This window comes from Micromonospora sp. NPDC047756, from assembly GCF_055587245.1.
In genome coordinates this window covers 209,270-233,340 of the sequence record NZ_JBVJGQ010000009.1, presented here as the reverse complement: position 1 = coordinate 233,340, position 24,071 = coordinate 209,270, and the positions used below count along the sequence as shown (strand labels likewise).

16 protein-coding genes and 1 tRNA gene are annotated in these 24,071 nt (G+C 71.7%); 12 read left to right on the top strand and 5 right to left on the bottom strand.

The window, feature by feature from the left end; genetic code table 11:
- Positions 1-200: 200 nt before the first annotated feature.
- From ACZ6NZ_RS28700 to ACZ6NZ_RS28685, 4 genes are all read right to left on the bottom strand, one after another.
- Positions 201-275, bottom strand: a tRNA-Arg gene (locus ACZ6NZ_RS28700).
- A gap of 90 nt (positions 276-365) precedes the next feature.
- On the bottom strand, positions 366-1,058 hold the full coding sequence (locus ACZ6NZ_RS28695) for a winged helix-turn-helix domain-containing protein (protein ID WP_465861040.1): 693 nt from the start codon (positions 1,056-1,058) through the stop codon (positions 366-368).
- Between the two features lie 319 nt (positions 1,059-1,377).
- Entirely contained in the window at positions 1,378-2,046 is a 669-nt protein-coding gene (locus tag ACZ6NZ_RS28690) for a DUF305 domain-containing protein (protein ID WP_366608030.1), read from the bottom strand.
- Between the two features lie 8 nt (positions 2,047-2,054).
- Complete coding sequence (locus ACZ6NZ_RS28685; RefSeq protein WP_465861039.1) at positions 2,055-2,852, bottom strand: DUF3105 domain-containing protein; 798 nt, start codon at positions 2,850-2,852, stop codon at positions 2,055-2,057.
- 97 nt (positions 2,853-2,949) lie between these two features.
- Here ACZ6NZ_RS28685 and argS point away from each other — a divergent pair, with 97 nt between their 5' ends.
- From argS to ACZ6NZ_RS28635, 10 genes are all read left to right on the top strand, one after another.
- Positions 2,950-4,617, top strand: a complete 1,668-nt coding sequence (gene argS, locus ACZ6NZ_RS28680; RefSeq protein WP_465861038.1) for an arginine--tRNA ligase — start codon at positions 2,950-2,952, stop codon at positions 4,615-4,617.
- 1 nt (position 4,618) lies between these two features.
- Positions 4,619-6,004 carry a diaminopimelate decarboxylase gene (lysA, locus tag ACZ6NZ_RS28675; protein ID WP_366608033.1) on the top strand — a complete coding sequence of 462 codons (1,386 nt, stop codon included), beginning with the start codon at positions 4,619-4,621 and terminating at the stop codon, positions 6,002-6,004.
- A gap of 8 nt (positions 6,005-6,012) precedes the next feature.
- The gene (locus tag ACZ6NZ_RS28670; protein ID WP_465861133.1) at positions 6,013-7,323 is read left to right on the top strand and encodes a homoserine dehydrogenase; all 1,311 of its coding nucleotides are present in this window, start codon (positions 6,013-6,015) and stop codon (positions 7,321-7,323) included.
- 139 nt (positions 7,324-7,462) lie between these two features.
- Positions 7,463-8,512 (top strand): threonine synthase, encoded by a 1,050-nt coding sequence (gene thrC / locus ACZ6NZ_RS28665; protein WP_366608034.1) that lies wholly within the window; start codon positions 7,463-7,465, stop codon positions 8,510-8,512.
- 142 nt (positions 8,513-8,654) lie between these two features.
- Complete coding sequence (locus tag ACZ6NZ_RS28660) at positions 8,655-11,936, top strand: efflux RND transporter permease subunit (protein WP_465861037.1); 3,282 nt, start codon at positions 8,655-8,657, stop codon at positions 11,934-11,936.
- 158 nt (positions 11,937-12,094) lie between these two features.
- A complete protein-coding gene (locus ACZ6NZ_RS28655) occupies positions 12,095-12,913 on the top strand; it encodes a polysaccharide deacetylase family protein (RefSeq protein ID WP_465861036.1) in 819 nt (272 codons plus the stop codon).
- Positions 12,914-12,924: 11 nt separating this feature from the next.
- Positions 12,925-14,169: an MFS transporter gene (locus ACZ6NZ_RS28650; protein ID WP_355579839.1), complete on the top strand. Its 1,245-nt coding sequence runs from the start codon at positions 12,925-12,927 to the stop codon at positions 14,167-14,169.
- Between the two features lie 64 nt (positions 14,170-14,233).
- Positions 14,234-15,178 carry a homoserine kinase gene (gene thrB / locus ACZ6NZ_RS28645; protein WP_465861035.1) on the top strand — a complete coding sequence of 315 codons (945 nt, stop codon included), beginning with the start codon at positions 14,234-14,236 and terminating at the stop codon, positions 15,176-15,178.
- Between the two features lie 296 nt (positions 15,179-15,474).
- Positions 15,475-17,640, top strand: a complete 2,166-nt coding sequence (rho, locus tag ACZ6NZ_RS28640; RefSeq protein ID WP_465861034.1) for a transcription termination factor Rho — start codon at positions 15,475-15,477, stop codon at positions 17,638-17,640.
- Positions 17,641-17,811: 171 nt separating this feature from the next.
- Entirely contained in the window at positions 17,812-21,306 is a 3,495-nt protein-coding gene (locus tag ACZ6NZ_RS28635; RefSeq protein WP_465861033.1) for a phosphodiester glycosidase family protein, read from the top strand.
- Positions 21,307-21,348: 42 nt separating this feature from the next.
- Here ACZ6NZ_RS28635 and ACZ6NZ_RS28630 read toward each other — a convergent pair whose 3' ends face one another.
- Positions 21,349-22,245, bottom strand: a complete 897-nt coding sequence (locus ACZ6NZ_RS28630) for a phosphatase domain-containing protein (RefSeq protein WP_465861032.1) — start codon at positions 22,243-22,245, stop codon at positions 21,349-21,351.
- Between the two features lie 275 nt (positions 22,246-22,520).
- Between ACZ6NZ_RS28630 and rpmE the strand changes: the two genes are divergently transcribed.
- Positions 22,521-22,745 (top strand): 50S ribosomal protein L31, encoded by a 225-nt coding sequence (gene rpmE / locus ACZ6NZ_RS28625; RefSeq protein ID WP_355008073.1) that lies wholly within the window; start codon positions 22,521-22,523, stop codon positions 22,743-22,745.
- 133 nt (positions 22,746-22,878) lie between these two features.
- Entirely contained in the window at positions 22,879-23,967 is a 1,089-nt protein-coding gene (gene prfA / locus ACZ6NZ_RS28620) for a peptide chain release factor 1 (RefSeq protein ID WP_366608042.1), read from the top strand.
- The last annotated feature ends 104 nt before the right edge of the window (positions 23,968-24,071 follow it).

Genomic DNA, 24,071 nt, shown 5'->3' with positions numbered 1-24,071 from the left:
CCTGTGTCGAGCCGTGCCTGGCTCCGCGTCGGAGCCGGTACGCCGACACCTACGGAAACGACCGATGCGAACGCCAGCGAAGGTCGTCCTCACATCGGTCGTGATACGTCCGGAGGCGCCCCTCAGCCCTGTCGGCTGGGCGGCAGCGGGTAGGTTGCCCTGCACCACCAGCACGCGCCCCGGTGCGGCGCAGTTCCTTTTGGTGCCCCCGGCAGGATTCGAACCTGCGCCCCCGCCTCCGGAGGGCGGTGCTCTATCCCCTGAGCTACGGGGGCTCAGCGACTGGAGAAGACTAGCAAACCTCCCCTGCGTACGCCGAATCGGTATCGGGTGAGCCGATCGGGTCGGACCGGCCCACCCGGTGCTCAGGCGGCTACCGCCCGCCCGCAGCTGGGCAGCGGGTGCAGGACGATTCGCCGAGGGAGCCGGCGCGGCCACTCGTTGCGTGGCCAGGAGCCGTCCACGATCAGGTGGACGGTGCGCTGCTCCTCGCCACTGAGTCGCAGCACGAAGTCGCGGGGGAGCGGCGGGTCGACCGTCGGCGTCGTGATCATGAAGCGCACCCGACCGCGGGACGAGACGGCGGAGATCACGTCGGCGGCGGGCATCGTGCCGCGCAGCCGGACCCGGCCGATCCAGTAGACCTCCGCGAGGTGCTCCTGGGCGGCCCGGGTGATCCCCGGGTACTCGCTGCGGACCCAGCGCTCCACCGCGCTGACGCAGAGCCCGCAGGCCCGCTCCCGCGGTTCCCGCGGACCCAACCCCCAGGCCCGCAGGTACGCCCCGACCGCGCCGGTGTCCAGCGGCAGCTCGAAGCGCTGCTGGATGAGCGTGGTGAGGCTCTGCCGCGTCCACAACTCCTCGTCCAGGCCGAACTCGTCGGGATGGACTCCCCGCAGCATGTCGATCAACTCGAGTTCCTGTTCGCGGCTGAGCATTCCCGGCTCGCTCTGCCGCTGTCCGCGACGGACGGCTGCCACCGCCCCGTCACCACCGATGGTGTGGCGTCGGCACCAACTGGTGACCGAACGCCGTGCGTCTCTGAGTGCAACCCCCACGTCTTGGGCAACGAGCCCGAATCGCAACTGGTCACGATATGTGGGGAGAAAACTCTCTAAGCAACGTAATCGCCTGTCCCACTCAAAACGCCCACAAGGTGCGAGAGGGGTGTTCAGGTCATACACGGCGGGTCTGACCTCTTGATCGACTCGGGTTCCTGGACCTCGGGGCATCCGGGTCGCGTGGACGGCGCGGTTTCCTGCGACCCGAGTCGATCAAGGCCGGGCGGCAGGGGTCGGAGCGGGCGGGACACATGGTGCGGCCCGCGTCCCCGCCGATCCGTGGCGGTGACGCGGGCCGTTGCGCCCGTCCGGTCGGTCAGCCCTTGGCCTGCGCCTGGAGCTGCCGGAGGTTGTTCAGCTCGGTCTGCTGGGTGTTCTTCATGGTCTGGGCCACCCGCACGACCTCGGCATTGTCGGTCTCGTCGAGCGCCGCGTCGATCATGTGGATGCCGCCCAGGTGGTGGTCGTACATCAGGGTCAGGAACTGGCGGTCGACCTCGATGCCCTGAGCGTTGCGCAGGGCGGTCATCTGCTGCGGCGTGGCCATGCCCGGCATCAGACCGTCCTTGACGGTGGCCCCGTCGGACATCCACGACATCGGCGGGTTCGACCCGGTCGGGCTGAGGCCCCACTCGCGCAGCCAGGTCTGCATCGCGCCGATCTCGCCCTGCTGCCCGGTGGCGATGTCGACGGCGATCTGCCGCACCTCGGGGAGGGTCGCCGACCGGTACGCGATCAGGCTCATCTCCACCGCCTGCGCGTGGTGGGTCGTCATGTCCCGGGCGAAACCCGCCTCGACCGAGGCGTCACCGGGTCGGGTGAGCCGCGGCGTGAGCAGACCGCCCCCGTAGCCGAGGAGAAGCCCCACCACCAGCATGATGGCGAGCGCCAGCACGCCGTAGCGCGACGCCGGAGCCCGGCCGCCCTCCTCCGGGTCGGCCGGGATCTCGTCGTACTCGCTGTCGGTGGTCGCCGGAGCGGTCATTGCCGTCCTTACTGCTGGGGCTGCTGCTGGAGCTCACGCGGCGTGGTGCCGGTGGCGGTGATGCCGGTGTTGCAGAGCGCCGTCGGGCCCTCGACGGAGGCGTTGACCCGCAGGTCCTTGATGAACTCGTCGATCCGCGAGTCGTCGGCGTTGTCGACCTTGAGCTGGTAGCCCCACGCCTGGAGCGAGATCGGCTTGTCCAGGTTCTCGTACGGGCTCATGAAGGTCTTCTCGACGCCGCGCACCTTGCCGGCGAGCTTGTCGACCTGGTCCTGCGGCAGGTCGGGGCGGTAGGTGATCCACACCGCGCCGTGCTCCAGGCTGTGCACCGCGTGCTCGTTGGCGATCGGGGCGTCGTAGACGTCGCCCATGCAGTTCTGCCAGGCGGCGTTGTGCACCCCACCCACCGGCGGCGCGTACTTCCACGTCAGCGGGCCCGACTTGTGCGACTCGTACTTCAGGCTCTCCGGGTCGGACTTGCGGATGTTGACGATGCCGTCGATGGCGTTGGCCCGCTTGTCCCACGGCTTGGAGCCCTGGAACGACGCCCAGGCGCCGTAGCCGATGATGCCGGCCGCGAGCACGCCGACCGCGACGAAGAGCGCGATCGGGCCCCAGGCGCGGCCCTGGCTCACCTTGACCGGTGTGACCGGCTTGCGCGGGCCCTTGCCCCCGCCCCGGGGGGAGCCCGTCGGCTTGCCGGAACCGGCCTTGGCGCCGGACGCCGGCCGGCCCGCAGCCGGCTTCTTGCCGGTGCTGACCACGGTCGGGCGGCGCTCAGGGCCACCCGGGGTGCTGATGCTCATCGTGCCTCGTCAAGTCGGTCGGTCAGGGGAGTGGCGGGCCGGTAGACGCGCAGGGGAGCCGCCGAGTGCCCGAGTCTACCCCCGATAACATGGTTGGGTGACTCCTGCAGAACTAGCCTCGGTCGTCCTTGCCGCCGCCCACGCCGTCTTCGAGCAGCGGGGGCTCGACCGCGCCGCGCTGCCGGCGAGCACCGTGGTGGAGCGACCGCGCAACCCCGAGCACGGCGACTACGCCTCGACGCTCGCGCTGCAGTTGAGCAAGAAGGTGGGCGTTCCGCCCCGGGAGCTGGCGACGACCCTGGCCGACGAGCTGGGTCGGGCAGAGGGTGTCAAATCGGTGGAAATCGCCGGGCCGGGCTTCCTGAACATCCGGCTCGACGCGGCCGCGGCCGGTCAGCTCGCGCGGGTGATCGTCGAGGCCGGCGCGGAGTACGGCCGCAGTGACCGGCTCGCCGGCGAAAAGATCAACCTGGAGTTCGTGTCGGCCAACCCGACCGGGCCGGTGCACATCGGTGGGGTCCGCTGGGCGGCCGTCGGTGACGCGCTGAGCCGGCTGCTGCGGGCCACCGGCGCCGACGTCGGCACGGAGTACTACTTCAACGACGCCGGTTCGCAGATCGACAGGTTCGCCCGGTCGCTGCTCGCCGCCGCCAAGGGCGAGCCGGCGCCGGAGGACGGCTACGGCGGGGCGTACATCGCCGAGATCGCCGCCGAGGTGCAGGCCCGCCGGCCGGAGGTGTCCTCGCTCGACGACGACGCCGCCCAGGAGGTCTTCCGGGTCGAGGGCGTCGCGCTGATGTTCGACGAGATCCGTTCCTCGCTGCGCGACTTCGGGGTGGAGTTCGACACCTACTTCAACGAGAAGGACCTGCACGACCGGGGCGAGCTCGACCTGGCGCTGAACCGGCTGCGCGAGCAGGGGCACCTCTACGAGTCCGAGGGCGCCACCTGGCTGCGCACCACCGACTTCGGCGACGACAAGGACCGGGTGCTGCGCAAGTCCAACGGCGAGTGGACGTACTTCGCCGCGGACTGCGCCTACTACCTGGACAAGCGCGAGCGCGGCTTCGAACGGGTCGTGATCATGCTGGGTGCCGACCACCACGGCTACATCGGCCGGATGAAGGCGATGTCCGCCTGCTTCGGCGATGACCCGGAGCGCAACCTGGAGATCCTCATCGGGCAGCTGGTCAACCTGCTGCGCGACGGCGCCCCGATGCGGATGAGCAAGAGGGCCGGCACCGTGATCACCCTGGAGGATCTGGTCGACGCGATCGGGGTGGACGCCTCCCGGTACGCGCTGGCCCGCTACTCCAGCGACTCCCCGATCGACATCGACATCGAGCTGTGGACCCGGGCGACCCGCGACAACCCGGTCTACTACGTGCAGTACGTGGCAGCCCGGACGGCGGGCGTGGCCCGCAACGCCGCCGAGGTGGGGCTGGTTCCGGGCGATGCCGACGCGTTCCGCCCCGAGCTGCTCGCCCACGAGAAGGAGAACGAGCTGCTCAAGGCGCTCGCCCAGTTCCCCGCGGTGGTGGCGACCGCCGCCGAGCTGCGGGAGCCGCACCGGGTGGCCCGCTACCTGGAGGAGAGCGTCGCCGCTTCCTACCACCGCTTCTACGACAACTGCCGGGTGCTGCCGCTGGGCGACGAGGAGATCACCGACCTGCACCGCGCTCGGCTCTGGCTCAACAACGCCACCCGCACGGTGATCGCCAACGGCCTGCACCTGCTCGGCGTCTCCGCACCCGAGAGGATGTGACATGAGGGCTCATGAGGCTGGTGCGCTGCACGCGGACATCAGCAACCGGGGGCCGGCCTGGCTGCGTACCCCGGAGGACGTGAACGCCCTGCTCCCCACGCTGTGGCCGCGCAGCGTGACGCGCGGCGCGGACGGCGCGCTCGCCGTCGCGGGCCTCAGCGTCCGCGACATCGCGGCCGAGTTCGGCACCCCGGTGTACGTCCTCGACGAGGCCGACCTGCGGTCGCGCTGCCGTGACTTCCGGGCGGCCTTCCCGACCGAGGACATCTTCTACGCGGGCAAGGCGTTCCTCTGCCGGGCGGTGGTCCGGATGATCGCGGAGGAGGGGCTGCACCTGGACGTCTGCACCGGCGGTGAGCTGGCCACCGCGCTGTCGGCCGGGATGCCGCCGGAGCGGATCGGCTTCCACGGCAACAACAAGTCGGTCGCGGAGCTGGGTCGGGCGCTGGACGCCGGAGTCGGCCGGATCATCGTCGACTCGTTCACCGAGATCGACCGGCTTACCGCGCTGGCCCGCGAGCGCGGGGTCCGGCCTCGGGTGCTGGTCCGGGTCACCGTGGGCGTCGAGGCGCACACCCACGAGTTCATCGCCACCGCCCACGAGGACCAGAAGTTCGGCTTCTCTCTCGCGGGCGGTGCCGCGGCGACCGCCGCGTTCAAGATCCTCGATGAGGACGTGCTGGAGCTGCGCGGCCTGCACTCGCACATCGGGTCGCAGATCTTCGACGCCAGCGGCTTCGAGGTCTCGGCCCGCCGGGTGCTCGCCCTGCAGGCGCAGATCCGCGACGCGCGCGGGGTGGAGCTGCCCGAGCTGGACCTGGGCGGCGGCTTCGGTATCGCGTACACCACCCAGGACGACCCGGCGACCCCGCAGGACCTGGCCAAGCGGCTGCGCAAGATCGTCGATTCGGAGTGCGCGGCGGAGAACCTGGCCGTGCCACACCTGTCGATCGAGCCGGGCCGGGCCATCGTCGGACCGGCCGTGTTCACCCTCTACGAGGTCGGCACGGTCAAGGACCTCGACGGCCTCCGGACGTACGTCAGCGTCGACGGCGGGATGAGCGACAACATCCGCACCGCCCTCTACGACGCGTCCTACTCGGCGACGCTGGCCTCGCGGGCCTCGACCGCGCAGCCGTTGCTCGCCCGCGTGGTGGGAAAGCACTGTGAGTCCGGGGACATCGTGGTGAAGGATGAATTCCTGCCCGCCGACGTGCAGCCCGGAGATCTTGTCGCAGTGCCCGGCACCGGTGCGTACTGCCGAAGCATGGCCAGCAACTACAACCATGTGCCCCGGCCACCGGTGGTCGCCGTGCGCGACGGCCAGGCGCGTCTGATCGTCCGGCGGGAAACCGAAGAGGACCTGCTCGCATTGGATGTTGGATGACGTCACCTGTGCGCTTGGCGCTGCTCGGCTGTGGCACTGTCGGCCAGGAGGTGGTCCGGCTGCTGCACGAGCAGTCGGCCGACCTGACCGCGCGGATCGGCGCCCCGCTGGAGATCGCCGGCATCGCCGTCCGTCGGCTCGGCCGCGACCGGGGTGACCTGCCGGTCGACGAGGACCTGTTCACCACCGACGCGCTCGGCCTGATCAAGCGCGACGACGTGGACGTGGTCGTCGAGGTGGTCGGTGGCATCGAACCGGCCCGGAGTTGGCTGGTCGAGGCGTTGCGCGCCGGCAAGAGCGTGGTCACCGCCAACAAGGCGCTGCTGGCCGAGGACGGCGTGGCCCTGCACGAGGCGGCGGCCGAGGGCGGCGGCGACCTCTACTACGAGGCGTCCGTGGCCGGGGCCATCCCGCTGCTGCGCCCGCTCCGCGAGTCGCTGCACGGCGATCGGATCAACCGGGTCACCGGCATCGTCAACGGCACCACCAACTTCATCCTCTCCGCGATGGACGCGACTGGCGCCGGCTTCGCCGAGGCTCTCGAAGAGGCCACCGCCCTGGGGTACGCGGAGGCCGACCCGACCGCCGACGTGGAGGGCTTCGACGCGGCGGCGAAGGCGGCGATCCTCGCCTCGCTGGCGTTCCACACCCGGGTCGCCGCCGCCGACGTGCACCGTGAGGGCATCACCGAGGTGACCGCCGCGGACATGGCCAGCGCCCAGGCGATGGGCTGCACGATCAAACTGCTCTGCATCGCGGCCCGGGGTGTCGACGCAGGCGGCCAGGAGACGGTCAGCGTCCGGGTGCACCCGGCGATGATTCCGCGCAGCCACCCGCTGGCCAGCGTCGGGGACGCGTTCAACGCGGTCTTCGTCGAGGCCGACGCGGCCGGGCAGTTGATGTTCTACGGTCGGGGCGCCGGTGGCGCGCCCACCGCCAGCGCGGTGCTCGGTGACGTGGTCGCGGTGTCCCGCAACCGGCTCGCCGGGGTGCGCGCGGCCAGCGAGAGCGCGTACGCGGACCTCGCGGTCCGGCCGATGGGTGAGGCGTTGACCCGCTACCACGTGAGCCTCGACGTGGCCGACCGCTCGGGTGTGCTGGCGTCGGTGGCGAGCGTGTTCGCCCGGCACGACGTGTCGATCGCGACGGTGCGGCAGGGCTCGGCGGGCGGGCCGGCGGGCCGCGACGGCGACGCCGAACTGGTCATCGTCACCCACGTGGCACCGGACGCCGCGCTCGCCGCGACCGTCGGCGAGCTGCGCGGTCTGGACATCGTCCGGTCGGTCACCAGTGTGCTGCGGGTCGAGGGCGGCGCCTGAGTCGTTGCATCATCGGGGGGGCGGCGCGCGCGTCCCGCCAGGTGGGTAGGCGGGGGTGTGCCATTGACCACTCCAACAGGCTGGTCCAAGGTGGCCCTGACAATCGGGTGGGCACGGCGGTAGAGGCGAGGAGAACGACATGTGGCGGGGTCTGATCGAGGCGTACCGGGATCGGCTGCCGGTCACCGCGGCCACGCCGGTCGTCACGCTGCACGAGGGCAACACCCCGCTGTTGCCGGCGCCGGTGCTGTCCGCCCGGCTCGGTTGCGACGTGCACCTCAAGGTGGAGGGTGCCAACCCCACCGGGTCCTTCAAGGACCGGGGGATGACCCTCGCGGTGTCCAAGGCGGTCGAGGCCGGCAACAAGGCCATCATCTGCGCCTCCACCGGTAACACCAGCGCCTCCGCCGCGGCGTATGCGGCCCGGGCCGGGTTGACCTGCGCCGTGCTGGTGCCGCAGGGCAAGATCGCGTTGGGCAAGTTGGCCCAGGCGCTGGTGCACGGCGCGAAGCTGCTCCAGGTGAGCGGCAACTTCGACGACTGCCTCGCGACGGCCGCCAAGCTCGCCCAGGACTACCCGGTCGCGCTGGTCAACTCGGTGAACATCGACCGGCTGCACGGCCAGAAGACCGCGGCCTTCGAGATCGTCGAGGCGCTCGGCGATGCGCCCGACATCCACTGCCTGCCGGTCGGCAACGCCGGCAACATCTCCGCGTACTGGATGGGTTACGCGGAGGATCTGGCTGCCGGCGCCACCACCCGCACCCCGAAGATGTACGGCTTCCAGGCGGCCGGCGCGGCCCCGATCGTGACCGGCCAGGTGGTGCCGGAGCCGTCCACCATCGCCACCGCGATCCGGATCGGCAACCCGGCGAGTTGGACCAAGGCCCTGGACGCCCGAGACGCCTCCGGTGGCCTGATCGCGTCGGTGACCGACCGGGAGATCCTCTCGGCGTACCGTCTGCTCGCCCGTGAGGTGGGGGTCTTCGTCGAGCTGGGCAGCGCGGCCAGCGTGGCCGGCCTGTTGCAGCAGGCCGCGGCGGGTGCGGTGCCGCCCGGCTCCACTGTGGTCTGCACGGTGACCGGCCACGGGCTGAAGGACCCGGAATGGGCGATTTCCACCGCGCCGGCGCCGGTGACCATCGCGAACGACCCGCTGGCCGCGGCGCGCGCCCTCGACCTGGCCTGAACGCGCCGCCGTCGCAGGCGGTGTTCGACGGCGGGCAGCTGGACGGCGCGACGGCCCGGGGGCGGCGGGGGTCGAGGTATGCGAGTCCGGCACACTTTCGGGTATCCCCGCCCGCATTCTCGTTCAGGAGTGAGCCAGGCCGATGTCGCTGCTCGCCAGATTCAGCCTCGCCAACCGAGGGTTGATTGCCCTCATCGCGGTGGTGACCACGGTGTTCGGAGTGTTCGCCGTGCCGTCGCTGAAGCAGCAACTGCTGCCGTCGCTCGAGTTCCCGGCCGCGTTCATCGTGGCTCCCTTCCCCGGCGCCGGCCCCGAGATCGTCGAGTCTCAGGTGACCGAGCCGATCGAGAACGCCCTCCAGGGCATTCCGGGGCTGGACCAGGTCACCTCCACCTCTCGGGAGGGGGCGGCCACCGTCCAGGTGACGTACGAGTTCGGCACCGATCTCGACGACGTGGTCAACAAGATGCAGACCGCGTTGAGCCGGATCGACTCCCAACTGCCGGAGGGCGTCGACCCGCAGGTCATCGCGGGTAGCACCGACGACCTGCCGGCGGTGGTGCTGGCCGCGGCCGGCACCGGGGACGAGCGGGCGCTGGCCGAGAAGCTGCGCTCGACGGTGGTGCCGGAGCTGGAGGGCATCGAGGGGGTACGCACGGTCGAGGTGACCGGCACCCGCGACGACGTCGTGGTGGTCACCCCGGACCCGGCGAAGTTGGCCGCCGCGAAGATTCAGCCGACGGCGATCGGCGCGGCGCTGAAGACCAACGGCGTGGCGGTTCCGGCCGGCGCGGTGACCGACGGGGCGTTGGCCCTCCCGGTGCAGGTCGGCACGCCGATCTCCACCCTGGAGGAGCTGCGCGGCATCGTGGTCGTCCCGGCCGCGGCGCCCGTCCGCCTCGGTGACGTGGCGACGGTCGAGCAGCAGCTCGCCCCGGCCACGGCGATCACCCGGACCAACGGCAAGGACAGCCTCGGTATCGCGGTCACCGCGGCACCGGACGGCAACGCGGTGGAGATCTCGCACGAGATCCGGGACCGGCTCGACGACCTGAAGGACGCCTCCGGCGCGGAGCTGACCGTGGTCTTCGACCAGGCGCCGTTCGTCGAGAAGTCGATCGAGTCGCTGACCACGGAGGGCCTGCTGGGCCTGGTGATGGCGGTCATCGTCATCCTGGTCTTCCTGCTGTCGGTGCGCTCGACGGTGGTCACTGCGGTCTCCATCCCGCTCTCCGTGCTGGTGGCGCTGATCGCCCTGTGGATCGGTGACTACTCGCTCAACCTGCTCACCCTCGGCGCGTTGACCATCGCGGTCGGTCGGGTGGTCGACGACTCGATCGTCGTGTTGGAGAACATCAAACGCCACCTGGAGTACGGCGAGGAGAAACGGCACGCCATCATCACCGGCGTCCGGGAGGTCGCCGGTGCGGTGACCGCGTCGACCCTCACCACGGTGGCGGTGTTCGCGCCGATCGCGCTGGTCGGCGGGTTCGTGGGCCAGCTCTTCGCGCCGTTCGCGATCACCGTGACGGTCGCCCTGCTCGCCTCGCTGCTGGTGTCGCTGACCGTGATCCCGGTCCTTGCGTACTGGTTCCTCAAGCCGCGCGGCGGCACCGCTGACGACGAGGCGGTACGGCACGCGGCGGAGGAGAAGGAGCTGCGCAGCCCGTTGCAGCGGGCGTACCTGCCCGTGATCGGGTTCGCCACCGGCAAGCGGTCGACCCGTTGGATCACCGTCGGGCTCGGTCTGCTGGTGCTCTTCGGCACCTTCGGTCTGGCGCAGAAGTTGGAGACCAACTTCCTGGACGACTCCGGCCAGGACACCCTCAACATGAGCCAGGAGCTGCCGGCCGGCAGTGGCCTGGCGGCCACCGACGCGGCGGCCAAGCAGGTCGAGTCGGTGCTGTCGAACACCGACGGCGTGGAGACGTACCAGGTGACGGCCGGCGGTGGGGACAACCCGTGGGCGGGCGGCGGCGGCAACAACGTCGCCAGCTGGTCGCTGGCGCTCGACGGTGACACCGACGCGAAGCAGATGCGTGAGGTGCTGCGCAAGGAGTTCGAGAAGCTCGGCGCCGGCGTGGGTGAGATCAGCTTCGGTGGCGGGCAGGAGGCGTCGACCAGCCAGCTGGAGGTGATCGTCCAGGCCAGCGACCCGGAGGCGCTGACCCGGGCCGCCGAGGAGGCGCGGGCCGCGATGGCCGGCGTGCCGGACGTCGAGGACGTCTCCACCAGTCTGGCCGCGCGGGTGCCGCGGGTCGACGTGGTGGTCGACCGGGTCGCCGCCGGTCGGGTCGGGCTCACCGAGGCCGCCGTGGGGCAGCTCGTGTCGCAGGCGTTCCGGGGGGCGCCGCTGGGTCAGGTCGCGCTCGACGGCCAGCAGCAGAACGTGGTGCTGCGGTTGGGCACGCAGCCGCCGATGACGGTGGAGGAGCTGCGGGCACTGCCGGTGGGCCCGGTCAAGTTGGGCGACATCGCGCAGGTCACCCAGGGCGAGGGCCCGCAGCAGGTCACCCGTATCGACGGTGAGCGCAGCGTGTCGGTGACCGGCGCGGCGACCGGCTCGAACCTGGGCGCGACCAGCGCGGAGTTGCAGAAGCGGCTGGACGGTCTCAACGTGCCGGGTGCGAGCTTCACCATCGGTGGTGTCAGCGCGGATCAGGCGGACGCCTTCGCGGACCTGGGCCTGGCGGTGCTGGCCGCGATCGCCATCGTCTTCCTGATCATGGTGGCGACGTTCCGTAGCCTCACCCAGGCGCTGATCCTGCTGATTTCCATTCCGTTCGCGGCGACCGGTGCCATCGGTCTGCTGTTGGTCACCGGGACGCCGCTCGGTGTGCCGGCGCTGATCGGTGTGCTGATGCTGGTCGGCATCGTGGTGACCAACGCGATCGTGTTGCTCGACCTCATCAACCAGTACCGGGCGCAGGGCATGGGGGTCCGGGAAGCCGTGGTCGAGGGTGGCCGTCGCCGGCTGCGCCCGATCCTGATGACGGCGGTGGCGACGATCTTCGCGCTGCTGCCGATGGCGTTCGGGTTGACCGGTGAGGGCGGCTTCATCTCGCAGCCGCTGGCGGTCGTGGTGATCGGTGGTCTGCTCAGCTCGACGCTGCTCACGCTGATCCTGGTGCCGACGCTCTACACGATGGTGGAGCACACCAAGGAGTCGCTGCGGGCTCGGCGCGCACGACGGCGTTCCGGCGGGTCGGCGGTGAGCACGACGACGGAGACCGACGAGGCGCCGGCGCCGAACCAGGTCGCGGTGCCGAGCGACGCACCCGCCCCGGTCGCGACCGAGGGTGTGCAGCCGGCCGCGCGACCCGCGCCGTCGGCCGCGTTGGTGGAGGGCACGGACCAGTTCGAGGTGCTGCGGTTGCCGCGTAGCCGTACCTCCCCGCTGCCTCCGGCGGAGCCGACCGAGTAGGTCGCAGAGCAGTTCGGAACGCCCCCGGCGGATTGTCGCCGGGGGCGTTCCAGGTTCATTCGTCCGAAAACACTCCGACTCGACCGCCCCATACTTTGTGTAACTTCTTGCATACTCCTCGTAGACGGGTGGGGGTGTGGGTGGAGCGGGGTGGGCGGATGGCCGAGGGCGCGCGCGGGTGGGACCGACGCGACCTGCTGCGTCGTGGCCTGCTGGTGGTGGGCGGTGTGACCGTCGGCGCGGGGTCGTCCGAGGTGTGGTGGAGCACCCGTCGCCGGATGCCGATCGCCGGAGGCCCGGCCAGCGCCACCCTCGGTAACGGCCAGCAGGATGTCGGCTCCGGGGCGGTGGACGTCGTCTGGTCCGGGCGGACCAACCAGCGCCTGGTGGCCCTCACCTTCGACGACGGCCCGGCACCACAGTGGACTCCCATGGTGCTCGACACGCTGGCCCAGCACCGGGTGCCGGCCACCTTCTTCATGGTCGGGGCGCAGGTCCGTCGACACGCCGACGTCGTGCGCGACCGGCTCGCCGGGCACGAGGTGGGCAACCACAGCTGGGAACACCGGGACCTCGCTGAGCTGGACGCCGCCGAGGCGTACGACGACCTGCGTCGCAGCCACGACGCGATCGGCGACCTGACCGGGGTGCCGCCGGCGCTCCTCCGACCACCGTACGGCCACCTGGGCGGGGCGGTGTTGCACGCGGCGGCCCGACTGGACTATCGGCTGGTGCTCTGGTCGTTGCAGATGGTGGAGCGCGAGTTTCCCGACGACCCGGCCGGTCACGCCCAACGGATCGTGGCCGAGGTTCGACCGGGAACGATCGTGCTCGGCCACGATGTGGGGGCGCACCGGCGGCTGGTCGCGCTGCGGGGCCTGGCCGACATGATCAAGGGGCTACGGTCGCGGGGTTACACCTTCGTCACGGTTTCGGCGCTGCTGGGAGCGGGTGTGGGTACGACGCCGACCAGGTAGGGTCGCGCTCCGTGGCGTCCACCCTCTCGGTTCTGACCGGCAATCGGAGCTTCCGCAACCTGTTCCTCGCCGAGTTGGTGGTCTTCGGCGCCGACTGGTTCGTCATGGTGCCGTTGCTGGTGCTGTTGCCGCACCTGACCGGCAGCGGCGTCTGGGGCGCGCTGGTGTTGGCCGTGGACACCGGCATCGTGGCGTTGCTGCTGCCGTACACCGGCACGATCGCCGACCGCTTCGACCGCCGAAAGATCATGATCGCCGCGAACGTGGCCGCGCTGGCGGGCGTGTTGCTGCTGCTCGGCGTGCGGAACGCCGGAACCGCGTGGCTGGCGCTGGTCGCCATCGGAGTGGTGGCGGTCGCCAAGGCGTTCTACTCGCCGGCCGCCCAGGCCGCGCTGCCCAACGTGCTGGAGCCCCACGAACTCGCTGCGGGCAACGCCGTCGCCGGCTCGGCCTGGGGCACCATGACCGTGGTCGGTGCGTCGCTCGGCGGCGTGCTCAGCACCGCTGCCGGCCCGTACGTCTGCTTCTGGGTCGCGGCGGTGGGCCTGGCGGTGGCCGCGGCCCTCGCCACCCGGATCCGTCGGCCGTTGCAGGCGCCCCGGGACGCCGACCAACCGGCCCAGCGAACCTGGTCGGCGGTCCGCGAGGCGCTCGGCTACATCGGTCACCGCCCCCGGGTGCTCGCGCTGGTCACCGTCAAGTCCGCAGTGGGTCTGGGCAACGGCGTGCTGACGGTGTTTCCACTGCTGGCCGGCGTGTACGGTGTCGGCCCGCTCGGCGCCGGCCTGCTCTTCGCCGTCCGCGGCGCGGGAGCGTTGGTGGGGCCGATCCTGATGCGCCGGGTGTTGACCAACCGGGCCTGGCTGCTGCCCGGGCTCGCGCTGTCCATGTCGCTCTACGGCCTGTCCTACCTGGGCACCTCGGTGGTGCGCTGGTTTCCGCTGGTACTGCTGCTGGTCTTCGTGGCGCACTTCGCGGGTGGCAGCAACTGGGTGATGTCGAACTTCGCCCTTCAGGGTGAAGTTCCGGACCGGTTGCGGGGCCGCGTCTTCGCCACCGACATGATGCTGGCGACGCTGGCGATCTCGGTGAGCCAACTGGCGGTGGCCCTGGTGGTGGACTCGGTCGACGAACGGGTGGTGCTCGCCGGCTGCGGTCTGATCACCCTCGTGTACGCGGTCGGCTGGCGGATCGCCACCCGCCGGCTGTCGCTCACCGATCCGGCCGTCGAGCCGGTCCCGGACCCGGCCGGCTGAACTCGGCGGTCCCAGGCAGCGGGCGCGGGACCGGTTCGTCGGCCCTGAGCCCTAGCATGGGCGCGTGCCGACGAACTTCACCGCCGAGCCGGTCCGGGTCCGCGTCCCGGCGACCAGCGCCAACCTGGGCCCGGGCTTCGACGCGCTGGGTCTCGCCCTCGGGCTCTACGACGACGTGGCCGCCGAGGTCGCCTCGGCCGGTGTCCGGGTGACAGTGACCGGGCAGGGCGCCGGTGAGCTGCCCGACGACGACCGGCACCTGGTGGTGCGGGCCATGCGGGCCGCGTTCGACGTGCTCGGGGCCCATCCTGCGGGGCTGAGCGTGGAGTGCGTCAACCGGATCCCGCAGGCGCGTGGGTTGGGGTCCTCGTCCGCCGCCATCGTCGCCGGGGTGCTGCTGGCCCGTGCCCTGGTCGTCGATGGGGAGCAGCGCCTCGACGACGCCGGCGCGCTGCGGCTGGCCGCCGAGATCGAGGGCCACCCCGACAACGTGGCGCCGTGCCTGCTGGGCGGTTTCACGGTGGCCTGGTCCGAGCCGGGCGGCGCTCGGGCGGTTTCGCTGCCCGTCGCCGCAGCGGTCCGGCCCACTGTTTTCGTTCCGGCGGAACGCGGTTTGACCGCGACCGCGCGGGCGGCTCTGCCGGCGACCGTGCCGCATGGTGACGCCGCGTTGACCGCCGGGCGGGCTGCGCTGCTGGTGCACGCGCTCACCACGGACCCGACCCTGCTGCTGCCGGCGACCGTCGACCGACTCCATCAGGATTACCGCGCAGCCGGGATGCCGGGCACGTCTGCCCTGGTCAGCGCGTTGCGTGCGGCCGATGTGGCGGCTGTGGTCAGTGGGGCCGGGCCGACTGTGCTGGCGCTCAGTCAGCCTCCGGCGGGCTTCGGAGTGGGAACAGACTGGGAGATCTGGCAGTTACCGATAGACGTCAGCGGCGCGCGGGTCGCACGGGGTAGACTTGGACACGCCGAGCGGGACCCTGTTGCCGCAGGTCGGAAGAGTTGATTACGCTCTAGACCTAGCACAGCCGCGAAGCACGCGATCTCCTGCGGGGCGGCGCACCCCCGAAGCTCTCGGCGGTCAGCCCGTCTACCCCTGCCAAAGGCCCACGCCGCACCGCAGTTTCCACAGGTCGCCGCAGACGGCGAGACCTGCTCACCGACGTTGGTGAGTCGGGATACCGACCGGCTGCTGTGTCACAGACTCCCGCGACGCGTCCTTGCGAGGCGGGTGCACCGAGGCCGCCCGGCCACCTGAGCTCCGACTCCGGGCAGTCCCGGCCTATCGAGGGAAGGAATCCATTGAGCGACACCACCGACGTGACGTCGGATGTTTCCAACGTCGCTGGCGATGCCACCGCAGCCGCTCCCGCCCGTCGTCGGCGCAGCGGCACCGGTCTGTCGGCGATGCTGCTGCCAGAGCTGCAGAGCCTGGCCGCGTCGCTCGGCATCTCCGGCACGGCTCGCATGCGCAAGGGCGAGCTGATCGCCGCGATCTCCGAGCGGCAGGGCGGCAACGCCGCCGGGACCCCTCGACCACGGGCCGAGGTCGCGGCCGCGGCCGCCCCGACCCGTGAGGGAGTGCGCGCCGAGGTGCGGGAGACCGCCGACCGGCCGGCAGCCGAAGGACGCGGTGCCGAGCAGGCGCCGGCCGAGCCGGCCGCCGAGACCGAGGGCCGTAGCCGCACCCGGCGGAGCCGGACCGCAACGGCGGAGGCCCGTACCACCGAGGCTCGCCCCGCTGAGGCGCGGGCGACCGAGTCGCGGGCAACCGAGTCGCGGGCGACCGAGTCGCGGGCGACCGAGGCGCGCAGCGACGAGGCGGAAGCCGGCGAGCGGGCCGACCGTGGCGAGAACCGCCGCGACCGGGCCGAGCGTCCGGAGCGCGCCGAGCGTGCCGACCGGGGCGATCGCGCCGAGCGTGCCGAGCGTGCCGACCGGGGTGAGCGTGCCGACCGGGGTGAGCGTGCCGACCGGGGCGAGCGGACCGAGCGTGGCGATCGGGCTGAGCGTGGCGAGCGCAACGACCGGGGCGACCGTGCCGACCGGGGTGAGCGTAGCGAGCGCGAGCGCAACGACCGGGGCGAGCGTTCCGACCGGGGCGAGCGGGCCGAGCGCAACGACCGATCCGACCGCAACGACCGTAACGACCGCAACGACCGCAACGACCGTGGTCAGCGTGCCGAGCGGGACAGCGACGACGACGAAGATGGTGGCGGCCGGCGCGGCCGGCGCAGCCGTTTCCGCGACCGTCGCCGTGGGCGCGGCGAGCGCACCGAGACCGGTGCCGACACCGGCGGGCGTGAGCCGCAGGTCAACGAGGACGACGTACTCGTTCCGGTGGCCGGCATCATCGACGTGCTCGACAACTACGCCTTCGTGCGGACGACCGGTTACCTGGCCGGCCCGAACGACGTGTACGTGTCGATGTCCCAGATCAAGAAGTACGGCCTGCGCCGCGGTGACGCGATCACCGGTGCGGTGCGGGCGGCCCGCGAGGGCGGCAACAGCGGCGACCAGCGGCGCGACAAGTACAACCCGCTGATGCGGCTGGACACGATCAACGGGATGGAGCCCGAGGAGGCCCGGCGTCGTCCGGAGTTCTACAAGCTCACCCCGCTCTACCCGCAGGAGCGCCTGCGGCTGGAGACCGAGCCGCACATCCTGACCACCCGGGTCATCGACCTGGTCATGCCGATCGGCAAGGGCCAGCGGGCACTCATCCAGTCTCCGCCCAAGGCGGGTAAGACGATGGTGCTGCAGGCGATCGCGAACGCGATCACCCGCAACAACCCGGAGTGCCACCTGATGGTGGTGCTGGTGGACGAGCGGCCTGAAGAGGTCACCGACATGCAGCGGTCGATCAAGGGCGAGGTCATCGCGGCCACGTTCGACCGTCCGCCGCAGGACCACACCACGGTGGCGGAGCTGGCCATCGAGCGGGCCAAGCGGCTCGTCGAGCTTGGGCACGACGTCGTCGTGCTCCTCGACTCGGTGACCCGGCTCGGTCGGTCGTACAACCTGGCGGCGCCGGCCAGCGGCCGGATCATGTCGGGTGGTATCGACTCCACGGCGCTGTACCCGCCGAAGCGCTTCCTCGGCGCGGCCCGCAACATCGAGAACGGCGGGTCGCTGACCATCATCGCCACGGCGCTGGTGGAGACCGGGTCCATGGCGGACACGGTCATCTTCGAGGAGTTCAAGGGCACCGGCAACGCCGAGTTGAAGCTGGACCGGAAGATCGCCGACAAGCGGACCTTCCCGGCCATCGACATCAACCCGTCCGGTACGCGTAAGGAAGAGGTCCTGCTCGCACCGGAAGAGCTGGCCATCATCCACAAGCTCCGGAAGGTGCTGCACTCGCTGGACTCGCAGGCCGCGATGGATCTCCTGCTGGACCGGCTCAAGCAGTCCCGCACGAACATCGAGTTCCTGATGCAGATCGCGAAGTCGACGCCGGGGGAGTAACCATCCCCGGGTGACGACGAAGGGGCACGGCCATCGCGGCCGTGCCCCTTCGTCATGTTCCCGGGCCCCGACATCAGCAGCCGCGGGAGCCGCCGTCAGGTGATGGAATTTTCCTTCGGTTAAGTCGACAGGTATTGAAACTTCTATTCATTGCCGGGTTGACTGTCGTCCATGCGTACCCGCAGACGATCCGCCCGCCGCACCGGCGTCCTGCTGCTGACGCCGCTGCTGGCCCTGGCCCTGTCGCCGCCGGCCACCGCCGCGCCCACCATCGACCCGCCCACACCGGCCGCGCCGTCGGTGGCCTCACCCACCATCGCCGAGGACGCGCCGGCCGCGTCCTCCCGCCCGGCCGGCTCGGTCAGCCTGGCCGCCGCTGCGACGGTCGCGACCTCCCCGACCACCGGCGCCGGTGGTCTGGAGCCGGCCGGCGGGCTGGAGACCACGAAGGCCACCCGGCCGGTCGCTCCGGGCGTGCAGCTGACGTCCTTCGATCGGTACGACGCCGAGGGCTGGCTGCGCGCCGACGCGCTCACCACCGACCTGGGCGGCGGCTCCACCGTCGACTACGTCAACTCCGGCGCGGTCAGCCGGGCCGAGCCGCTGCGAAAGGCGGTGGACCAGTCGCGCGCGGTCGCCGCGGTCAACGGCGACTTCTTCGACATCAACAACTCCGGTGCCGCCCAGGGCGTCGGCGTCCGTGACGGCGAGCTGATCCAGTCGGGGGTCGACGGTCATCGCAACGCGGTGGCCGTCACCACCAACGGGGTCGGGCGGGTGATCGAGGTGAACTTCGACGGCAGCGCCGCCCTGCCCACCGGGCCGGTCCCGCTGACTCAGTTCAACAACATGGTGCAGGCCGACGGCATCGGCGCGTTCACCGAGCTGTGGGGGACGTACTCGCGGCAGCGTGCCGTGGAGGGCGCGGCCCGGGTGGTCGAGGTCACCGTCACCGGCGGTCGGGTGGCCGCGGTGGGAGGCGTGGCCGGTAGCGGCCCGATCGTCGCGGGCAGCACCGTGCTGCTCGGCCGCGACCTCGGCGCGGACGCGCTTGCCGGTCTGCGCCCCGGTGACCCGGTGGCCGTCGCCTGGCGGCCGAAGCCGTCCGACGGCAGCACCCTGCACGCGGCGGTCGGGGGCGGCAACGTCCTGGTCCGCGACGGCGTCGTGCAGAGCATCGCCGACCCGACCCTCGCACCCCGCACCGCCGTCGGCTTCAGCGCCGACGGTCGAAAAATGATCATGCTGACGGTGGACGGCCGTCAGGTCGACAGCCGCGGCGTGACGCAGACCGAGATGGGCCGGATGATGGCCGAGCTGGGCGCCCACCACGCGCTCAACCTGGACGGTGGCGGATCGTCCACGCTGCTGGCCCGGGAGCCGGGCGCGCCGGCCGTGCAGCTGGAGAACGGCCCCTCCGACGGCAGCGAGCGGGCGGTGCCCAACGGCCTGGCCATCTACGCCCCGAAGGGCAGCGGGCGACTCACCGGCTACTGGGTCGAAACGGCCAGCGACCCCACCGCCGCCCCGGGCGTCTCACCGGTGCGAGGTGGGCGGCCCGACCGGGTCTTCCCGGGGTTGACCCGCACTCTCACCGCATCCGGCTACGACGAGACGTACGGCCCGGCCGCCGGCGCCCCCACCTGGCGGGCGACCCCGGCGGTACGCGGCCGGGTCGGCAGTGACGGCGTGTTCCACGCCGCCGCGCCGGGGGCCAGCACGGTCACCGCCGGACGGGGGCGGGTCACCGGCTCGCTGAACCTCACGGTGCTCGGCCCACTGGCCCGGATCGGCACCACCACGCCGCGGGTCGGGCTGACCGGCCGGGACGCCGCCGCCCTGGTCGGCGTCGTCGGGTACGACGCCGAAGGCAACACCGCGCCGATCGAGCCGGACGACCTCACCCTCGACTACGACCGGAACCTGCTGCGGATCACCCCCACCGGGGACGGCAACCTGTCCATCGCCGCGTTGCGGGACACCGGCTCCGGCCTGGTGACCGTTCACGTCGGACGCACGAGCGCCGTCCTGCCGGTCACCGTCGGGCTGACCGACGTGCCGGTCGCCGGTTTCGACGACGCCGCGTCCTGGCGGTTCAGTCAGGCCCGTGCCAGCGGTTCGGTGGCGTCGGCGCCCGGGCACACCGGCACCGGTCTGCGAATGTCGTACGACTTCAGCCAGTCCACCGGCACGCGGGCCGCGTACGCCGACCCGCCCGCCTGGATCGACGTGCCCGGTCAACCGCAGGCCTTCGGGATGTGGATCCACGGCAACGGCACCGGGGAGTGGCCCAGCCTGCACCTGCACGACGCCCAGGACACCCAACACGTGCTGCGCGGCCCACTGATCACCTGGACCGGTTGGCGGTACGTGGAGTTCGCGGTGCCGACCGGGGTGCAGTACCCGGTGCGGGTGCGCCGCTTCTACGTGGCCGAGACGAACGCGACGGCGCAGTACACCAGCGAGGTGATCATCGACGACCTGGTGGCGAAGGTGCCCCCGGCGGTCGACGTGCCGCCGGTGGCCCCGCGTACCGATCGGGTGGTGGTCCGCGACGGCACGGTGGACGGCGCGCCGTGGCGGTTCGCCGTGCTCTCCGACGCCCAGTTCGTCGCGGCCGACCCGGACAGCGACCTGGTCGCCCAGGCCCGGCGGACGTTGCGGGAGGTGCGGGCGGCCCGGCCGGACTTCCTCCTGATCAACGGCGACTTCGTGGACACCGCCTACCCGGCCGACTTCGCGTTGGCCCGGCGGATCCTCGACGAGGAGTTGGGCGACGCGCTGCCCTGGTACTACGTGCCCGGCAACCACGAGATCATGGGCGCTCCGATCAGCAACTTCGCGGCCGCGTTCGGTGCCACCTCCCGGGTGTTCGACCACGACGGCACCCGGTTCGTCACGCTGAACTCGTCCACCGGGACGCTGCGCGGCGGAGGCTTCGACCAGGTACGGATGCTCCGCGAGACGCTGGACGCCGCCGCCACCGACCGGCGCGTGGGCTCGATCGTCGTCCTGCACCACCACCCGCCGCGTGACCCCAGCCCGGCGCAGGCCAGCCAGCTCGGCGACCGCAAGGAGGCGGCGCTGCTGGAACAGTGGCTGGCCGACTTCCAGCACCGCACCGGCAAGGGCGCGCTGTTCGTGGGTGGGCACGTCGGCACCTTCCACGCCGACCGGGTGGACGGGGTGCCGTACGTGATCAACGGCAACGCCGGCAAGACGCCGTCCACCCCTGCCGACCAGGGTGGATTCACCGGTTGGACGGAGTTCGGCGTGGACCCGGTGACCCCGGCCGAGGCCGACCGGGCCCGCCGTGACCCGCTCGCCGAGGGCCCGCGCTGGGTGGACGCGGAGTTCCACGCGCACGCCGACCGCCTCACCGTGGCCGCCCCGGCCAGCGTCGCGGTCGGCACCCCGGTGGCGGTCACCGCCACGCTGACCCAGCCCGGCGGGCGTACGGTCCCGGTGGCCGCACCGGTCAGCGCCGACTGGTCGGCGTCGCCGGGAGTGCACGTCGGCCCGCCGACCGGGGTGCGTCCCTGGCACACCGCCCGATTCGACCCGGCCACCGGCACCCTGACGGCACTGCGGCCCGGCGCGCCGATACGCCTGACGGTCGAGGTCAACGGCGCACGCGCCGAGGCCACCGTCACCGTCACCGGGTGAGCCGTCCGGACGGGCCCCACACCCGGGGCCCGTCCGGACACCTCAGAAGTCGCCGTCGGCGACCTGGAAGACGGTGAGGCCGAGAGATCGCCACATCTGGACCACCTGGACGCGGTCGTCGAAGACGCCGGCCACCCGGTAGCGGTCCCGGATCTCCCGGTCGTAGATCTCCCGCTTGACGATCGAGTCCTTCCGGGAGTCGCCGACGGCGCGCAGGTGCAGGCCCAGGTACGGCACTCGTACGTGCCGGGCCAGCCACGCCTCGGTGGCGGCGCGGGCGGAGGCGTCCCGCCCGGAGCAGAAGACCACCCCGTAGCCGGCGGCGTGCATCGCCCGGACCGCCGCGATCACCGCCGTGTTCGGCTGGTCCTGGCCGACCCGGGTCATGTCGTACGGGCTGCGGGAGACGGCCAGCGCCACCGTGCCGTCGATGTCCACCAGGACGATCTCCGGTGGCTCGGTCGACGGCGGGTGCACCACGGCGGGTCGTCCGGTGCGGGCCCGCGGCACCGGCAACGGCATCTCCCGCCCCTGAAGGTAGCGCTCGTGCAGCCGGCGGATCGCGTCCGCGCCGACCTGATCGGTGGCCGGGCGGGCGGCGTCGCGGCGCAGGCACTCGTCCAGCGGCACGTCGGTGAAGTCGTGCACCTCGAAGTCCGCGCCGTGACGGGCGGCCAGCTCGGCCCAGCCGCGCAGGGTCCGCGCGCGCAGGTTGGTGTCGTCCACGCAGACGTCCGCCCGGGCCCGCAGCAGCGCCTCGACCTGAGCCTGCTGTACGGCGGTCACCTGCGCCTCGGCCCACTGGGTGAACAACCGTTCGCCGTGCAGCATGCGCCGCAGATCGTCCCGGTTCACCCGCGACACGGACGGCTGGAGCGTGCGGGCGAACGTCGTCTTGCCCGAGGCGGGCAGCCCCCGGGTGGCGATCAGGCGGGTCATCGGCGCACCTTCGGCTCGACGGGCGTACCCCGGCCGGGGTACCGGGCGGCGGTCCGGCAGGTGCGCGAATGCCCCGCCGGGCGGCGGGAATGCGGACGGGTGGGCACGTGTTGACGATGCCGGACGAGGTGTGCGGCCCGATTACCGGGTCGGCTCAGGCCCATGGCACACTGGTCAATCGGCCACCGGTTCCGGTTCACGCCCGAGCCCGTCGCGTACGGCGCGACGAGCGATGACGGCGACCCGGCGACCACCAACGAGAGGACCGAGGCGAGATGAAGGCAAACATCCACCCGGAGTACGTGACCACCGAGGTCAGCTGCTCCTGTGGCAACACGTTCACGACCCGCAGCACCGCCAAGGGCGGCACGATCCACGCCGAGACCTGCAGCGCCTGCCACCCGTTCTACACCGGTAAGCAGCGCGTTCTCGACACCGCGGGCCGGGTCGCGAAGTTCCAGCAGAAGTACGCCAAGGTTCAGGCCAAGAAGGCCAAGTAACTCCTCGTTCGGCGCCCGCGTCCGGTTTTCCACCGGACGCGGGCGCCGTCCGCGTTTTCCTCCACTTCCGCCCGGCCGCTGGCCTCCCGGCCCCCGGCCCGGTCGTCGCGCACGTCGAAGGAGCATCCGCAGCATGAGCAGCGAGCGTCTGGCCGGCCTTCTCGACGAGTACGCGGAGCTGGAGAAGCGGTTGGCCGATCCGGCGATCCACGCCGACCAGGCCACCGCGCGCAGGGTCGGCCGCCGGTACGCCGAGCTGGTGCCGCTGCACAAGGCCGCCGACGAGTTGGAGCAGGCCCGCGCCGATCTGGCCGCGGCTCGCGAGCTGGCCGCCGAGGACCCGTCCTTCGCCGCTGAGGCGGACGCCATCGCCGGGTCCCTGCCGGTGCTGGAGGAACGGCTCGCCGAGCTGCTCATCCCGCGCGACCCGCACGACGCCAAGGACGTGATCGTCGAGATCAAGGCCGGTGAGGGTGGCGAGGAGTCAGCGCTGTTCGCCGGTGACCTGCTGCGGATGTACACCCGGTACGCCGAGCGGCACGGCTGGGTCACCGAGGTGATCGACGCACAGGACTCCGACCTGGGCGGGGTCAAGGACGTCTCCCTGGCGATCAAGACCAAGGGTGTGCCGGACGGTGGCAACGGCGTCTGGTCGCGGCTCAAGTGGGAGGGCGGCGTGCACCGGGTGCAGCGTGTTCCGGTCACGGAGTCGCAGGGCCGGATCCACACCAGCGCCGCCGGGGTGCTGGTGCTTCCGGAGGCCGAGGACGTCGACGTCACCATCGACCAGAACGAGCTGCGCATCGACGTGTTCCGCTCGTCCGGCCCGGGTGGCCAGTCGGTGAACACCACCGACTCGGCGGTACGGATCACCCACCTGCCGACCGGCATCGTCGTCTCCTGCCAGAACGAGAAGTCGCAGTTGCAGAACCGGGAGCAGGCGATGCGGATCCTGCGGGCCCGGCTGCTCGCCGTCGCGCAGGAGCAGGCCGACGCCGCCGCCTCGGACGCGCGCAAGGCTCAGGTGCGCACCGTGGACCGCTCGGAGCGGATCCGCACCTACAACTTCCCGCAGAACCGGATCACCGATCACCGCATCGGCTACACCGCGTACAACCTGGATCTGGCGCTCGGCGGCGAACTGGACGGGGTGCTGGACGCCCTCACCGAGGCCGACCGGGCCGCCCGCCTGGCCGGCGACACCGAGCTAACCCGCCGCTGACCCCCGGCCCCCGAGCCTTCCAACGCCCGGGTCGATCATGGACTTGTGGTGGGCTGATTGGGGCGTCGTGGGCCTTTTGTGGGGCACCACAACTCCATGATCGA

Excerpts from the sequence above, each read along its gene's own strand:
- ACZ6NZ_RS28655 (WP_465861036.1), top strand. The coding sequence starts at position 12,095 with ATGGCCGAGGGCGCGCGCGGGTGGGACCGACGCGACCTGCTGCGTCGT.
- lysA (WP_366608033.1), top strand. The coding sequence starts at position 4,619 with ATGAGGGCTCATGAGGCTGGTGCGCTGCACGCGGACATCAGCAACCGG.
- ACZ6NZ_RS28660 (WP_465861037.1), top strand. The coding sequence starts at position 8,655 with ATGTCGCTGCTCGCCAGATTCAGCCTCGCCAACCGAGGGTTGATTGCC.
- ACZ6NZ_RS28635 (WP_465861033.1), top strand. The coding sequence starts at position 17,812 with ATGCGTACCCGCAGACGATCCGCCCGCCGCACCGGCGTCCTGCTGCTG.
- ACZ6NZ_RS28630 (WP_465861032.1), bottom strand. The coding sequence starts at position 22,245 with ATGACCCGCCTGATCGCCACCCGGGGGCTGCCCGCCTCGGGCAAGACG.
- prfA (WP_366608042.1), top strand. The coding sequence starts at position 22,879 with ATGAGCAGCGAGCGTCTGGCCGGCCTTCTCGACGAGTACGCGGAGCTG.
- ACZ6NZ_RS28690 (WP_366608030.1), bottom strand. The coding sequence starts at position 2,046 with ATGACCGCTCCGGCGACCACCGACAGCGAGTACGACGAGATCCCGGCC.
- rpmE (WP_355008073.1), top strand. The coding sequence starts at position 22,521 with ATGAAGGCAAACATCCACCCGGAGTACGTGACCACCGAGGTCAGCTGC.
- ACZ6NZ_RS28685 (WP_465861039.1), bottom strand. The coding sequence starts at position 2,852 with ATGAGCATCAGCACCCCGGGTGGCCCTGAGCGCCGCCCGACCGTGGTC.
- thrC (WP_366608034.1), top strand. The coding sequence starts at position 7,463 with ATGTGGCGGGGTCTGATCGAGGCGTACCGGGATCGGCTGCCGGTCACC.